Consider the following 14,633-nt stretch of genomic DNA (forward strand, 5'->3'; position numbering starts at 1 on the left):
CTCTTACCTCGCTTGGGCGATGCGGTAGCGCCGCGACAGCCAGCCGCCGACGGCCATGATGAGCAGCGAGCACACGAGGTACAGCACCGTCGCCATGCTGTAGGCCTCGAAGGTGCGGAAGCTCTGGCTCTCGATCTCCTTCACCGCGTGGGTCAGCTCGGCCACGCCGATGGCCATCGCCAGGCTGCTGTTCTTGAACAGCGACACGCTGTGGTTCACCAGTGCCGGCACCGCGTTGCGGATGGCCTGCGGCAGCATCACGTGGCGCATCGAACCGATGTAGCCGTGGCCGAGCGCGCGCGCGGCCTCGGCCTGGCCGGGCGGGATGGAGCGCAGGCCCGAGCGCATGTCCTCGCTGAAGTAGGCGGCCTGGCAGAGCCCGAGCGCGACGATCGAGAGAATCGTCTCCGCGTTGTGCACCGACAGCCAGCCCTGCAGCGCATCGGGCAGCAGGCTGAAGATGCCGAAGTACCAGAGCATGAGCTGCACCAGCGTGGGCACGTTGCGGTGGTACGAGACATAGCCCATCACCACACGCTCGGCCAGCCGGCTCGGCATGAGGCGCACGACCAGCAGCACGACCGCCATGGCCATGGCCAGCAGCCAGGAGCCGGCCGCGATCTTCAGCGTTTCCTGCAGGCCGTGCAGCAGCATCGCGCCGAACTCCGGCTTCAGCAGGATCGCGAGCAGGTCGAAGTCCTTCATGTGCTGCTCCTTGGCGTGGCCGTGCGGGGCGTTCAGGCCTGCGGCGCTTCCGGGCGCGCGGTCGAGAGTCCGCCGGGCACCTGCAGCGTGGGCGTGATTTCCATGTGGCCCACGTTGACCGCGATGGGCGCCGCAATCGCGAAGGCGATGGCATTGGCGATGTCCTCGGCCTGCGGCAGCTCGTAGCCTTCGACGAAGCGCTTGTGGGTTTCTTCGGAGTCGCCGTGCACGTGCGCGAAGATGTCGGTGGCCACGCGCCCCGGGCAGATCTCGGTCACGCGCACGCGCTTGCCGAAGACGTCGATGCGCAGCTGGCGCGACAGCATGCTTACGGCCGCCTTGGTCGCGTGGTAGGTGCTGTTGCCGCCGAAGTTGTAGGCCGCGGCAATGGAGCTGATGTTGATCACGTGGCCCCGGTCGCGCGCGGCCATGCCGGGCACCACGAGCCGGCACAGGTGCAGCACGGCGCGCAGGTTCACGTCGACCAGCAGGTCGATGCCCTCGGCATCGGCCTTGAGGATGGAGCCGGGGCGGTCGACGCCGGCGTTGTTGACCAGCACGTCGAATGCCACCTCCTGCGTGAGGCGGGTGATGCCGGCGAGGTCGCTCACGTCGATGGCATGCGGGATGCAGCCGGTGCGCGCGGCCAGTTCGGCCAGCTTGCCGGCGCTGCGCGCCAGCGCGTGGACCTGGAGGCCTTCCTTGCAGAGGCGCTCGACGACGGCGGCACCGATGCCCGAGGAGGCCCCCGTCACCAGCGCGGTCTTGTAGTCGGAGAAGGGCATCTTTGTTTCTTTCGTGGAACTGGAGATCGCTGCGTTGAATTCACTGTATCGAGCGCTTCTTCGCGGCGCCAAGACGGATTGGCTGTGGAGCGATAAGCCGCCCTTATGTTGCCCCGTGTTCGTGCATACGGCCTAGGGTAAGCACCATGTCCGGGCTGCAGACCTGCTAGTCCGGCTGCTTCGAGATCGGCACCACGCGCCCCGCCTGCTCGACCACGCTGCGCACCGCGCGCGCCAGCTCCACCGCACCGGGCGTGTCGCCGTGCAGCAGGATCGAATGCGCGCGCATCGGGATCTTCTTGCCGCTGTGGCTGGTGACCGTGCCCTCCTCCAGCAGCTGGCGCACGCGCGCCAGCACCGCGCCCTGGTCGTGGATCACCGAACCGGGCAGCTTGCGCGGCACCAGCAGGCCGTCGTCGCCGCAGGCGCGGTCGGCCAGGAAGGTGGTGCGCACGCGCAGGCCGCAGCGCGCGGCCGCGTCCTCGATGGCGCGGCTGGCGGAAGTGCTGACGATGAGCATCGGATCGAAATCCGCCACCGCGCGCACCAGCGGCTCGGCCAGCGCGGCGTCGGCCGCGGCCATGTTGCCGAGCGCGCCGTGAAAGCTCATGTGCGTCATGCGGTGGCCGGCGGTGCGCGCCATGCCGTCCAGCGCGCTCAGCTGGTAGAGCACGTAGGCGACGAGTTCCTTCGGCTCGATCTGCATCGGCCGGCGGCCGAACCCGAGCAGGTCGGGAAAGCCCACGTGCGCGCCCACGTCAACGCCCCGCGCCAGCGCCAGGCGCACGGTGCGGTCCATGATGACCGGATCGCCCGCATGGAAGCCGCAGGCCACGTTGGCGGAAGAAACGATGTCGAGCAGCGCCTCGTCCTCGCCCATGCGCCAGGGTCCGAAGCCTTCGCCGAGGTCTGCGTTCAGGTCGATGTCCATGGGAGTCCTTTTTCTCTCTCGTTCGTCAGAGGGGGAGCAGGTCGAGCAGCGGCGCGCCGAAGCCGACTGCAAGGCCGTCGGCCGCGCGGAGGCCGTCGACGATGCCGGCCTGCGGCGCGGTGACGGGCAGCAGCAGCGGGCCGATCTTCAGCAGGCCGAGGGTCTGGCCGGCTTCGACGCGCTGGCCGATGCGCACCAGCGGCGCCGCGGCCAGCGGATGGCTGTGCAGGAACACGCCGACGGAGGGGGCGTGGATCGGCGAGTGCTCTGGTTCGGCTTCTTCCGCCGGCAGTTCAACGATGTTGTCGCCCTGCCGTCCGAGGCGCAGCGTGCCTTCTGGCGTGCGCAGTTCGAGCAGGCCGATGTCGGTGCCGGCCAGCCAGGCGGCCAGCTGCGAGGTGCGCAGTGCGATGTCCTGCATGTCAGCTTTTCTTGGGGTGCTGTTGTTCGGGGCGCTTCTGTTCGGGACGCGTGCACAGGCCACCGGGTACTCCCCTCCGCGAATGTCCCCCGGCCTGCGGCCTCCTCCTTGATTTCGCTGCGGGGAGCACCCGATGCCCTGTGCACTTGGGCACGCTCGTGGTGTACCGCTGATCAACCGCCGCTGCGCATAACGTTCCTGTCGATGGGGTGCCTTGCGCAGCGAAATAAAGGAGGAGCCGAAGGCGGGGGACATTCGCGGAGCAAGGTACCCCGTCGGCAGGAGCGCGCCCTGAACAGCACGCTCCAAACACGACACGGCGAATAAAAAAACAAGGCGTCATCCCGGTTGCCTCGCTACGGAAACAGGCGCACCGCGATGCAGTTCCACCATGCGTGCCACCTTGTCGAGCCAGGCGCGCACTTCGTCGAGCGCGGCCAGCGCTTCGTCCCAGGTGGTTTCGATGAAGCGCACGCGGCTGCCGATCGGCGCCTGGCCGAGGCGCCACATGTCGGCCTCGATCACCGTGCCGAACTTCGGGTAGCCGCCCGAAGGCTGGGCGTCACGCATCTGGATGATCGGCTGCCCGCTGTGCGGCACCTGGATCACGCCGGGCACGATGCCGTGCGAGCGCAGCTCCATCGGTGCGATGGGGCGCAGTGCCTCGCCCTCCAATCGGTAGCCGTAGCGGTCGCTCTGCGCAGTGATCTTCCATTCGCCGGCCCAGAAGGCGTCGCGCGACGCGGGCTCGAACGCCATGTACTCGGCCGCGGGCAGTACGCGCACGGCTGCCACGCCGCCCTGCTGCAGCGGCAATGCGAGCGCGGGCGGCACGAGGCCGAAGCCGGTCTTGCACGCAGCGCCCGCTGCGGCGGCGCGCAGCACGTCGCCCCGGCGCAGCGCACGCCCTTCGTGGCCGCCAAAGGCGCCACGCAGCTGCGTGCTGCGCGAGCCCAGCACTTCGGGCACCTCGACCCCGCCGGCCAGGCACAGCATGGCGCGGCTGCCGCGCTGATGCGCGCCGCCTTGCGGCAGGCCCAGCGCCAGCACCTGCCCGGCCCGCGCCTGGTGAACCCACCAGGGCAGCAGCGGCTGCTCGTCCAGCCGGGCCGCGCAATCGGCGCCGGTCAGCGCGAAGGCGCAGTCCTCGCCGAAACGCACCTTGAAGGGAAACACCGGCACTTCGATGGCGGCTGCATCCAGCGCATTACCCAGCAGCAGGTTGCCGGCCGCGAGCGCCAGGTTGTCCATGGCGCCCGAGGTGCCCACGCCCCAGCGCAGGCTGCCGGTGCGCCCCTGGTCCTGCACGGTGGCGAGCGCGGCCGAGGAAAGCACTTCGATCATCGGACGATGCCCTCCACGCGAAAACGGATCATGTCGCCCGGCTGCAGCGCCGCGGGCGGGTCCTGCGCGGGATCGAAGAAGCACATCGAGGTGCTGCCGATGGTGTTCCAGCCGCTGGGCCCGGCCGAGGCCGAGACACCGGTCTGCGCCCCGCCGATCGACACCGCCCCGCCCGGGATGCTCAGCACCGGCACCTTGCGGCGCGGCGTGGCAATGCGCGCGTCCATGCCGCCCAGGTAGCAGTAGCCCGGATGGCTGCCGAGCGCATACACCGGGTAGAGCGGCGCGCTGTGCAGCTCGACGATGCGCTCGATGCTGAGGCCCGTGTGCGCCACCACGTCGGCCATGTGCGGGCCGCCCGCGCCGCCGTAGACCACGGGCAGCTCGACCACCCGGCCTTCGCGCGGTCGTGCGACGGCCGCGTCCCACGCATCGTGCAGGCGCGCCTCCAGGGCTTGGAGCGCGCCGGCGCCGCGCGGCGGGTGCAGGAAGGTCAGCATCAGGTTGTTCATGCCCGGCACGGCTTCGCGGATCTCCGGCCAGGCCTGGGTCTCGTGCGCCAGCGCCCAGATGCGCTGCTGCGAGTCGAGGTTCATCTCGCCGGGCGCCTCGAAGATCAGCGCGGTCGTGCCCAGCAGGCTGATCGATGGCCGCTGCACGGTCATGCCGCGCTCCTTTGCTGCAGCCAGCGCTCGAGGTGGTGGATGTCGACGCCGCCGGCGGCAAAGCCCTCGTCGCGCAGCAGCTCGCGGTGCAGCGGCACGTTGGTCGCGATGCCGTCGATGCGCATCTCGGCGAGCGCCAGGCGCATGCGGTCGAGCGCATCGGTGCGCGTGCTGCCGTGCACGATCAGCTTGGCAATCATCGAGTCGTAGTACGGCGGCACGCGGTAGCCGGCGTTGGCGTGCGAATCGACCCGCACGCCGAAGCCGCCCGGCACCTGCCAGCCGGTGATGCGCCCGGGCGAAGGCGCGAAGGTGTCCGGGTTCTCGGCGTTGATGCGGCACTCGATCGCATGGCCCTGGCAGCGCACCTCGTGCTGCACCAGCGCAAGGCGCTCGCCGCGCGCCATGCGCAACTGCTGCTGCACGATGTCGATGCCCGCGGTCATCTCAGTCACCGGGTGTTCGACCTGCAGGCGGGTGTTCATCTCGATGAAATAGAAGGCGCCCTTCTCGTAGAGGAACTCGAAGGTGCCCACGCCGCAGTAGCCGATCTGCCGGCAGGCGGCCGCGCAGCGCTCGCCCACCTCGGCCATCAGCGCCTCATCGATGCCGGGCGCGGGCGCTTCCTCGATCACCTTCTGGTGGCGGCGCTGCAGCGAGCAGTCGCGGCTGCCCAGCCAGATGGCGTTGCCGTGGCTGTCGGCCAGCACCTGGATCTCGACGTGGCGCGGGTGCAGCAGGAACTTCTCGATGTAGACCTCGGGGTTGCCGAAGGCCTGGCGCGCTTCCTCGCGCGTGAGCGCCATCGCATCGAGCAGCGCCGCTTCGCCCTGTACCACGCGCATGCCGCGCCCGCCGCCACCACCCGCCGCCTTGACGATCACCGGATAGCCGATCTCGCGCGCGATGGCCTGCACGGCGGCCGGGTCGTCCGGCAGCGGCTCGTCGGGCCCCGGCACACACGGCACACCAGCCTTGCGCATCGCGCGCTTGGCCGAGACCTTGTCGCCCATGGTGCGGATGCAGGCGGCGCTGGGGCCGATGAAGACGAGGCCGGCCTGCTCCACGCGCGCGGCAAAGCCCGCGTTCTCCGACAGGAAGCCGTAGCCCGGGTGGATGGCCTGCGCGCCGCTGAGTTCGGCGGCAAACAGAATGGCGGACTGGTTCAGGTAGCTCTGCCCCGGCGCGGAGGGCCCGATGCACAGCGCTTGGTCGGCCTGCGCGACGTAGCTGGCTTCGCTGTCGGCCTCGGAATGCGCGACCACGGTCTTGAGGCCCAGGCCGTGGCAGGCGCGCAGGATGCGCAGGGCGATCTCGCCGCGGTTGGCAATGAGGACGGTGTCGAACATCGCGCAGCTTTCCTCAACCGAAGCGGAACAGGGGCTCGCCTGCTTCCACTTCCTGGCCCGAACGCACCAGCACGGCCTGCACGGTGGCGGCAGCGTCGGCGCGGACTTCGTTGAACATCTTCATGGCCTCGATCACGCAGAGCATCTGGCCGGCCTCGACGGCCTGCCCCGGCTGCACGAAGGGCGGCTCGCCCGGCGCGGACTGCAGGTGCACCACGCCGTAGAGCGGCGCAAGGCATTCGGCCGCGGCGGCTGGCGGCGGTGCCTGCTGCGCAGACTCCGCGGTGGGCGCCTTGCGCGCAGCAGCAGCCGGGCGCCGCGCGGCTGCGGGCACGGCCGCCAGCGCCGATTGCTTCACCAGCCGCAATGTGCTGCCGTCTTCGCTGTACTCCAGCTCCGCGAGGTCCGAGGCCGCGAGTGCGTCGATGAGCGTCTTGATCTGTTCCTGCTTCATGCCGGGGCTGCCTGTGGCGACAGAACATCCTTGGTGGCCGACGCATTCCGCGAACGCGTGACGGCAGGCATGAACGGTAGCGGCCCGCGGGCACAAAGCCCAAGACGGAATGGCTGTGCCGGGATAAGGCCGGCTTATGACGGCACGCTACGACAGCGCAGCCAGTTCGGGTTCGGGCGTGGCCGCGAAGGTGCCGGCCAGGTCGACCACGAGTTCGAGCAGGATGCTCTTCACCGCCTGCGCCGGCTCCGAGAGCGGCAGGTGGTCGGACTGGCACAGCGCGAGCGGCGCCTCGATGACCGGATCGACGATCTGGAACTGCCAGGCCCCGCAGGCCGCCACCACTTCGCGCGCCATCGACGCCGGCAGGATGGTGGCGCCCAGCCCGTCGGCAATGGCGGCCGTCAGCGTGAAGGCCGACTCGATCTCGGCCACCACGCGCGGCACCATGCCCGCGCGCACGAAGGCCGCGTCGACCAGCTTGCGAACCACGTTGTAGGGGCGCGGCAGGAAGAGCTCGATGTCGCGCAGGTCGGCCAGCTTCACCGGCTGCGCCGGCGCCGGCATGGCGGCCGGCCCGACCAGGAACAGCGGCTCCTTGAGCAGCGGCAGGAACGAGAGGCCGTGGATCGCCTTGTCGCCATAGAGCACGGCCAGGTCCATGCGGCCGTTCATGATGAGCTCGCTCAGCGTGGTGCCGTAGTTTTCGTTCAGGTAGAGCAGGATGCCGGGGTGGCGCGCACGCACCGTGCGCAAGAGCGGCAGCGAGAGCGCCGAGGCCGCCGTGCCGGGCGCAAGCCCCACCGACACCTGGCCCGACAGCCCTTCGCCGGCCGCTTCCATGTCCACGCGGGCCTGCTCGCACTGGCGCAGGATGATCTGCGCATGCCGGTACAGCACCTTGCCGGCCTCGGTGGGCGTGACGCCGCGCTTGGTGCGCACCAGCAGCTGCTGGCGCACCTCGCCCTCGAGCGTGGCCAGTTGCTGGCTCAGCGCGGGCTGGGCGATGAAAAGAACCTCGGCCGCCTGCGTCAGGCTGCCGATGTCCACGATCTTCACGAAATATTTGAGGCGTCGCAGGTTCACGCCGTGTCCCCAAGCAAAAGCCGAGCCTAGCACCGCCCTCGCGCAGCGGCCATCGGGGCCCACCATAAGCTCTGCCTATACAACCAGTGCAATCTCGTCTTGGCCTCGCGCGATCGATGTGCGTACCGTTCGGTCCATGCCATCGCCAACCCAGGAAGACAAGTGACGCCCTCCCGCATTGCCGCCCGCGTGCGGCGCATCAAGCCCTCGCCCAGCACTTCGGCCGCCGACCGCGCCAACGAACTGCGCCGCCAGGGCAAGTCGATCGTGAACCTCGTGGTGGGCGAGCCCGACTTCGACACGCCGCCCCACATCCGGCAGGCCGCCGCCGCCGCCATCGAGAAAGGCGCGACGCGCTACACCCTGATGGCCGGCACGGTGGAGCTGCGCCAAGCCATCGCCGCCAAGCTGGAGCGCGAGAACGGCCTGCACTACGCGATGAACGAGATCATCGCCACCAGCGGCGCCAAGAGCGCGATCTACAACGCGCTCGCCGTCACGCTGGAGCCGGGCGACGAGGTGATCATTCCCGCGCCCTACTGGGTGTCGTATCCCGACATGGTGCTGGCCTGCGAAGGCACGCCGGTCACCGTGGCCTGCCCCGAGGCCAACGGCTTCAAGCTGACGCCAGCGCAGCTGGAGGCCGCGATCACGCCGCGCACGCGCTGGCTGCTGATCAACTCGCCGAGCAACCCGACCGGCGCCAGCTACACCGCCGACGAATATCGCGCGCTGGCCGAGGTGCTGCAGCGCCACCGCCAAGTGATGGTGATGACCGACGACATCTACGAGCACATCCGCTTCGACGGCCAGGCGACGCCGCACCTGCTTGCGGTTGCGCCTGCGCTGCGCGAGCGCACGCTGGTGATCAACGGCGTCTCCAAGACCTATGCGATGACCGGCTGGCGCATCGGCTACGCGGCCGGCCCGGCGGATCTGGTCCAGGCGATGAACACACTGCTGTCGCAGTCCACCGGCAACTGCTGCTCGGTGAGCCAGGCGGCCGCCGCGGCGGCGCTCGACGGCAACCAGGACTTCGTGGCCGAGAGCGTGGCCATCTACAAGCAGCGCCGCGACCGCACCCTGGCGCTGATCAACGACATCCCCGGCCTGCACTGCAGCCCGCCGCCGGGCGCCTTCTACCTGTACATCCACTGCGGCGGCCTGATCGGCAAGACCACGCCAGAGAGCAAGCGGCTGGACCAGGACGGCGACGTGGTGATGTACCTGCTCGAGAGCGAAGGCGTGGCCGTGGTCGCGGGCACCGCCTACGGCCTGTCGCCCTACTTCCGCCTTTCCATTGCCACGTCGATCGAGACGCTGGAGGAAGGCTGCGCGCGCATCGCACGGGCCGTGGCCGCCCTGCGCTGACGCGCGCCTGACTGAATTTCCGAGGACAACACCATGCCCTACAAAGCCATCCGCAAGAACCCGTCGGCCGCACCGGTGGCGCCCGAGATCCTCGCCGCACTGCGCGAGATGCCCGTCGCGGCGCTCAGTGACAACATGCACCGCAACATCGGCAGCATCGGCCTGCATCCCTACCACCGCCCAACGGCGCGGACCATGGCGGGCACGGCCGTCACGGCACGCTCGCGCGGAGGCGACAACCTCACGTACCTGCGCGCGCTCGAATTCTGCCGGCCCGGCGACGTGCTGGTGATCGATGCCGGCGGCGACCTCAACAACGCGGTGGTCGGCGGCATCCTCTCGTTCTACGCCGCGCACATCGGCATCCTGGGCGTGGTGGTCGATGGCGCGATCCGCGACGTGGCCGAGGTCCGTGCGCGCGAGTTCCCGGTGTATGCGCGCGGCGTCACCCACCGCGGTCCCTACAAGGACGGCCCCGGCGAGATCAACGTGCCGGTGTCCGTCGGCGGGATGGTCGTCAATCCCGGCGACATCGTGGTCGGCGACCAGGACGGGCTGATGGCCTTCGCGCCAGACGAGGCCGAGTTGCTGATCGAGAAGGCACGCGCGCACCTCGCAACGGAGGCGGAGACCATCCGGGCCATGAAGGAAGGCCGATGGGACCGCGCCTTCATCGACGCGCTCGAAGCGCGCTGCGCCAACTGAAGCCTGGATGAGCGGGAGAAGCGAGCGCCTGCACGGCGGAACCCGCGCTGGAGGTCGTCTTACGCGCTGATATCCATGCGATACCGGAAAACTCGCGCGTCGATGAGTTCTCCATACTTCTGCACTGGCGCTCCCAGTCGGGCGATGATTTTCCCGGCGGCGGCCTCGCTGGTGCACTCGATAAGCACATAACAGTCCTCGCTGCCCACGTAGCCCGAATCCGCCGTCACCGGCCTGGAAAGGCCAGCATCGGCCTCGACAAAGTGGATCGAAGCCGTGCCCGGTTGGTCGAGCACTTCCAGAACGCCCGCAAGCGCCGGCATCATGGCCGGATCACCGGACGGCCGAAGTCGCATAAGTGCGACTGCGACGCCTCGCGCGACCCCCGCGCTGTGCACCAGGCGTCCGACCACGCGCGTCGGCGCGATGAATCGTGAAATGTGGTGATTCGACCACTCGGTCTGGCTCGCCAGGGCTGCCCGGTAAGGCGCACTGTCCAGCACATCGAACCGCGTGGTGTTGTAGATCTGCAGGTAGCRCGTCGGCGCGCCGACGGATTCATACCGTCTCGCCTCGAGAAAACCGGGAATTGCCACTCTCTCGGCCAGGTGCTCACGGTCGAACCACTCGTTGAAGTCGGCCTCCTCCTCGGGGAGCACTTCCATCGATGAAATCAGGATGCCTTCGCCAGCAAAGACCATGTCGGTTCTCTCTTTCGGATGATGATGTGGGTCGGTGCGGATCAATCGATCCGGATGTTCGATTCGATGATCACCTTCTCCCACTTGAGGCGGTCCCGCTTGATCGTTTCGGCCAGCCGCTGCGGCGAGCCGCCTTCGAGCTCCATTCCCATCTCGAGAAGCTTGTTCTTCACCTCCGGGTCCTTCAGGATGTCGTTCACGTTCTTGTTCAGCAGCGCAATGACGGCGTCGGGCGTCCGGGCGGGTGCCAGCAGTGCAAACCAGTGCAGCAGCTCGAAGTTGGCAAAGCCCTTGGTCTCGGAGACTGCGGGCAGTCCGGGATAGGCGGGCGAGCGTTTCGCTGTCGTCACTGCAAGCGCCTTCATCCGGCCGGCCTTGGCCATCGGCATCGACTCCGGACCGATGGCCATCATCACGGACACCTGGCCGGACATCAGATCCTGGAGCGCGGGCGCGCCACCCTTGTAAGGCACATGCGTCATGTCGATGGACGCCGCGCGCTTGTACAGCTCCATGCCCAGGTGGCTGGGGTTGCCGGCGCCGCTGGAAGCGTAGTTGATCGGTGTCGCCGAAGACCGCGCGAACGCCGTGAGCTCGTCGAACGAATTGACCGGCATCGAAGGATGAACCATGACCACGCTGGGCAGGGTCACGGCCAGCACGATCGGCGCGAGGTCCTTTTCCGGGTCGTAGGCGAGGCGTCCCTTGTAGAGGGTCGGATTGACCGAAAGTCCCGCGGTGGAGGCCAGCAGGATCGTGTAGCCGTCCGGGTTCGCCTTGGCGACGAAGCTGGCCGCGATCTGTTCGGTGGCACCCGGCTTGTTCTCGACGACCACGGGCTGCTTGAGGCGTTGCGACAGCTGCTGCCCGATCAGGCGCGACACCGTGTCGGACGCGCCGCCCGGCGGATAGGGAACCACGATGCGGATGGGCTTGTCCGGGTAGTCCCCTGCGAACGCCGGCCCTGCCATCGCCAGTGAGAGGGCACACGCAACACGTATCAAGGCAATCTTCATGTCAGCATCCAATCAAGAGAGTGAAAAATTCGTCGTCCGGACCGCCCTGCAAGATCACTGGGGCGTGATCTTGGCGGCCTTCACGAGGCGCGCGTAGCTGTCCGCGTCCTTGCGCATGAACTCCCGGAAGGCTTCGGGCGAGTCCCCGACCGGAATGAGGGAGGTCTCCTCGAGCTGCCTACGCAACTCGCCGCGCAGCGCGGTCTTGATCGCGGCGTTGAGCCTGTCGATCACGGCCTGGGGTGTGCCGGCCGGCGCGGCAATGCCGGTCCAGGTGACGACCTCGAAGTCGGGCAGCCCCGCTTCCTTCATCGTGGGAACGTCCGGAAGCAGCGGCGAGCGCTGTCGGCTGGTGATGGCCAGCGCACGCAGCTTGCCGCTCCTGGCGTAAGGCAAGGCCGTCGGCGAGGTGTCGAACAGCATGTCGATCTGCCCGCCCATCAGATCCACGAGCGCCGGCGCGCCTCCCTTGTAGGGAACGTGCAGGAGCTCCACGCCGGCCTGCTGCATGAAGATCTCGGTAGAGAAGTGCTGGGCGGAACCGACGCTCGCGCTGCCGAAGCTCAGCTTTCCCGGGCGTGCCTTGGCCAGCGCGATCAACTCGTTGACGCTGCGCACGGGCGACTGCTGGCCCACGACCAGGATGTTGGGCTGATCGACGATCCGCATGATGGGCGCAAAGGCCTGCAGCGGATCGAATGGCGGATTGGCATACAGGAACTGGTTGGCGGCAAAGACACCGGCGCTGCCGACCAGCAGCGTGTAGCCATCCGGCGGCGCCTTGGCGACGTAGGCGGCACCGACGTTGCCGGAGGCACCCGGCTTGTTGTCGACCACGAAGGGCTGCTTCAGCGCGTCCTGCAGGCTCTTGCCGACCAGGCGCGCGACCAGATCCACGCTGCCGCCCGGAGGAAACGGGACGATCAGGCGCACCGGCTTGTGCGGGTAGTCCTGGGCGGCCGCGCACGGAACGACGAATGCCAGCAGGACGGCAGCCAGCTTGCTAAGCATTGCGCACCTCCTGCGACGGAATTCGAGACGGATGCAGTGCGGCGGCGACATCGGCAGCGACACCCAGCAGTGCGTGATCGCATCCCGCGCGCCCGACCAGTTGCAGCCCGATGGGCCGTGCGTCGTCGTCCTCACCCGCGGGAAGCGAGATACCGCACAGCGCGAGCAGGTTGACCGGGCGGGTGAAGTGGACCGGCGCCACGTTGTGGTCGACGTCCTCGAGGCGCGGCGCGGTCATCGCCGTGACGGGCATGGCGACGGCGGACAGCCCGAGCCTGTCCATCTCGCCGGCGAACTCCTGCTGCCAGCGCGACGCGGTGGTTTGGGCCTGCAGGTACTGCACGGCCGTGGTCGCCCGGGCGGCGACAAGCCGCGACCGCACCGACGGATCCATCGGTGCGTCCGGGTCGTCCAGGAACCGGTTGTTCACCCAGGCGCCTTCGGCGATCATGATGGCATTGGTGGGTTCCTTGAACGCCGCCAGCGGCGCCGGAAACCGGAATGGCACCAGGCTGAAACCCGCCTGCTCGAGCCTTTGCAGGCACTGTGCCTGGCATCGCGCGACGGCCGGCGCGAGCGGCGCGAGTTCATCCGCCTCCAGGACGCCGATCCGCTGGCGGGCGTCCGCGCCCGAACCGGGCGCGCCGGCGAGCGCCTCGAAGCACAGCCGGGCATCCTGCACCGACGACGCGAGCAGGCCCACGCTGTCCAGGCTCTCGCTGAGCGCATAGACGCCCTCGCGCGGCAGCGCATCGATGGTGGGCTTGAAGCCCACGATGCCGCAGAAGGCCGCGGGTACGCGAACCGAGCCGCCGGTGTCGGAGCCGATCGCCCACGGCACCAGGTGGGCTGCCACGGCCACGGCCGATCCGCTGCTGGAGCCGCCTGCCACCAGCGTGTCCATGGCGCGGCCGGCCGGATTGCGTGGCGTGCCCATGTGCGTATTGGTGCCCCAGGCGCCCAGCGCGAACTGCACCATGTGGGTCTTGCCGACGATGACGCCGCCGGCGTCGGCAATGCGCCGAACGATGGCTGCGTCCTGTTGCGCGATGTTGGCCGACAGCAGCGGTGAGCCCGCCGTCGTGGGCTTGCCCTGGATGTTCACCAGGTCCTTCAGCGCCAACGGAATGCCGTGCAGCAGGCCGCGGTCGTGGCCTGCGCGAAGTTCCTCGTCTGCGAGGGCCGCCGCCGCCAAGGCCTCTTCTTCGTAGACCGCCAGGAAGCTCTTGAAGACAGCGTCGTGCGCTGCGATGCGGCGAAGGCACTCCCGCGTGAGGATCACCGAACTCGTCTCTCCGGTTCGCAAGGCACGGGACAGTTCCGCCATCGGTGCGAAGGCGGGCGGCCTGGTCTGATGGGCGCTCGTCATGCCGCTGCCTCCTGGAAAACAAGGCGCGTGTCCAGCACGTCGGAATAGGACTCGCCGGCGCGCAGCCGTGACAGCGTCTGCTGCTCCGCCTGTTGCAGCAAGATCGCCTTCCGGGCCAAGGCCCACGCCTCGTCGGGCCGCATCACCAGAACGCCGTTTTCGTCAGCCAGCACGGCATCGCCGGGATGCACGCGCACGCCCCCGCAGTCCACTGGCCGGCAGAAGCTGCCCGCGTGCCCGCTGGCGCGGGTGGTGCGGGCGCTCAGGCCGCGGGCCCACACCGGCACGCCGAGCTCGCGCAGCTCCGCAATGTCCGTGACGCAGCCATCGACCACCACGCCTGCGACACCGCGAAGGCGCGCCGCGAGCATGCTGGCGCCTCCCATGCACGCGATCGTCTCGTCGCCCGCGCGGTCGACGAACAGGAAATCGCCGGCCCGCAGTTGTCCCAGCGCGTGATGCAGGATGGATCCGTCCGAGCCCTCGCAACGCACGGTGACGGCAGTGCCGACGCTGCGCGCCACCGCAGCCATGGCCTTGATCCGCCCATGCAGGAAGCCGCGATCATGAAAGTGGCCGATGGTGGCCGGCTCGGCCTCCTTCAGCAGGGCCAGCAGTTGCAGCGTGCATGGCGGCGGCAACTCTCCTCGTTCGATGGCAGTCATTTCGGATATCGTCGTTGTGAATGACGGCAATCGTAGGCAGCCGCTCCCGGCACCG

16 protein-coding genes are annotated in these 14,633 nt (G+C 68.8%); 2 read left to right on the top strand and 14 right to left on the bottom strand.

Going from position 1 to position 14,633, the window contains the following annotated elements; translation table 11 throughout:
- Window positions 1–3 precede the first annotated feature (3 nt).
- The 9 genes from AC1DMS_RS02690 to nac form a co-directional block, all read right to left on the bottom strand.
- Window positions 4–705, bottom strand: coding sequence for an amino acid ABC transporter permease (locus AC1DMS_RS02690; protein WP_018904139.1), 702 nt, complete (start codon window positions 703–705; stop codon window positions 4–6).
- Between the two features lie 32 nt (window positions 706–737).
- Window positions 738–1,490 (bottom strand): SDR family oxidoreductase, encoded by a 753-nt coding sequence (locus AC1DMS_RS02695; RefSeq protein WP_018904138.1) that lies wholly within the window; start codon window positions 1,488–1,490, stop codon window positions 738–740.
- 166 nt (window positions 1,491–1,656) lie between these two features.
- Window positions 1,657–2,421 carry a LamB/YcsF family protein gene (locus AC1DMS_RS02700; protein WP_015866386.1) on the bottom strand — a complete coding sequence of 255 codons (765 nt, stop codon included), beginning with the start codon at window positions 2,419–2,421 and terminating at the stop codon, window positions 1,657–1,659.
- 25 nt (window positions 2,422–2,446) lie between these two features.
- Complete coding sequence (locus AC1DMS_RS02705) at window positions 2,447–2,842, bottom strand: acetyl-CoA carboxylase biotin carboxyl carrier protein (RefSeq protein WP_018904137.1); 396 nt, start codon at window positions 2,840–2,842, stop codon at window positions 2,447–2,449.
- Between the two features lie 339 nt (window positions 2,843–3,181).
- On the bottom strand, window positions 3,182–4,186 hold the full coding sequence (locus AC1DMS_RS02710; RefSeq protein WP_018904136.1) for a 5-oxoprolinase subunit C family protein: 1,005 nt from the start codon (window positions 4,184–4,186) through the stop codon (window positions 3,182–3,184).
- On the bottom strand, window positions 4,183–4,851 hold the full coding sequence (gene pxpB / locus AC1DMS_RS02715) for a 5-oxoprolinase subunit PxpB (RefSeq protein WP_018904135.1): 669 nt from the start codon (window positions 4,849–4,851) through the stop codon (window positions 4,183–4,185). Before pxpB ends, AC1DMS_RS02710 begins: the two co-directional genes overlap by 4 nt.
- Window positions 4,848–6,200 (bottom strand): acetyl-CoA carboxylase biotin carboxylase subunit, encoded by a 1,353-nt coding sequence (gene accC, locus AC1DMS_RS02720; protein WP_018904134.1) that lies wholly within the window; start codon window positions 6,198–6,200, stop codon window positions 4,848–4,850. The genes pxpB and accC overlap by 4 nt, the downstream gene beginning before the upstream one ends.
- 13 nt (window positions 6,201–6,213) lie before the next feature.
- Window positions 6,214–6,654, bottom strand: a complete 441-nt coding sequence (locus AC1DMS_RS02725) for an acetyl-CoA carboxylase biotin carboxyl carrier protein (protein WP_018904133.1) — start codon at window positions 6,652–6,654, stop codon at window positions 6,214–6,216.
- A gap of 147 nt (window positions 6,655–6,801) precedes the next feature.
- Window positions 6,802–7,740, bottom strand: a complete 939-nt coding sequence (gene nac / locus AC1DMS_RS02730; protein ID WP_049826248.1) for a nitrogen assimilation transcriptional regulator NAC — start codon at window positions 7,738–7,740, stop codon at window positions 6,802–6,804.
- Window positions 7,741–7,902: 162 nt separating this feature from the next.
- On the opposite strand from nac, the gene AC1DMS_RS02735 reads away from it, so the two are divergent.
- Both AC1DMS_RS02735 and AC1DMS_RS02740 read left to right on the top strand, forming a co-directional pair.
- Complete coding sequence (locus tag AC1DMS_RS02735; RefSeq protein ID WP_369664604.1) at window positions 7,903–9,111, top strand: aspartate transaminase; 1,209 nt, start codon at window positions 7,903–7,905, stop codon at window positions 9,109–9,111.
- A 33-nt stretch (window positions 9,112–9,144) separates the two neighbouring features.
- A complete protein-coding gene (locus tag AC1DMS_RS02740) occupies window positions 9,145–9,816 on the top strand; it encodes an RraA family protein (RefSeq protein ID WP_018904130.1) in 672 nt (223 codons plus the stop codon).
- Between the two features lie 59 nt (window positions 9,817–9,875).
- Here the strand turns inward: AC1DMS_RS02740 and AC1DMS_RS02745 are convergent, their stop codons facing one another.
- The 5 genes from AC1DMS_RS02745 to AC1DMS_RS02765 are packed head-to-tail and all read right to left on the bottom strand — an operon-like array spanning window position 9,876 to window position 14,578.
- Window positions 9,876–10,562 (bottom strand): hypothetical protein, encoded by a 687-nt coding sequence (locus AC1DMS_RS02745; RefSeq protein WP_478180634.1) that lies wholly within the window; start codon window positions 10,560–10,562, stop codon window positions 9,876–9,878.
- Window positions 10,559–11,533 carry a Bug family tripartite tricarboxylate transporter substrate binding protein gene (locus tag AC1DMS_RS02750; RefSeq protein WP_038106949.1) on the bottom strand — a complete coding sequence of 325 codons (975 nt, stop codon included), beginning with the start codon at window positions 11,531–11,533 and terminating at the stop codon, window positions 10,559–10,561. The genes AC1DMS_RS02745 and AC1DMS_RS02750 overlap by 4 nt, the downstream gene beginning before the upstream one ends.
- A 54-nt stretch (window positions 11,534–11,587) precedes the next feature.
- Window positions 11,588–12,544 carry a Bug family tripartite tricarboxylate transporter substrate binding protein gene (locus AC1DMS_RS02755; protein WP_015866094.1) on the bottom strand — a complete coding sequence of 319 codons (957 nt, stop codon included), beginning with the start codon at window positions 12,542–12,544 and terminating at the stop codon, window positions 11,588–11,590.
- Window positions 12,537–13,913 carry an amidase gene (locus AC1DMS_RS02760; protein ID WP_278881017.1) on the bottom strand — a complete coding sequence of 459 codons (1,377 nt, stop codon included), beginning with the start codon at window positions 13,911–13,913 and terminating at the stop codon, window positions 12,537–12,539. The genes AC1DMS_RS02755 and AC1DMS_RS02760 overlap by 8 nt, the downstream gene beginning before the upstream one ends.
- Entirely contained in the window at window positions 13,910–14,578 is a 669-nt protein-coding gene (locus AC1DMS_RS02765; protein ID WP_026283934.1) for an RraA family protein, read from the bottom strand. The genes AC1DMS_RS02760 and AC1DMS_RS02765 overlap by 4 nt, the downstream gene beginning before the upstream one ends.
- Window positions 14,579–14,633: the final 55 nt, after the last annotated feature.

The sequence above is a fragment of the Variovorax sp. 05T418 genome, assembly GCF_056396385.1.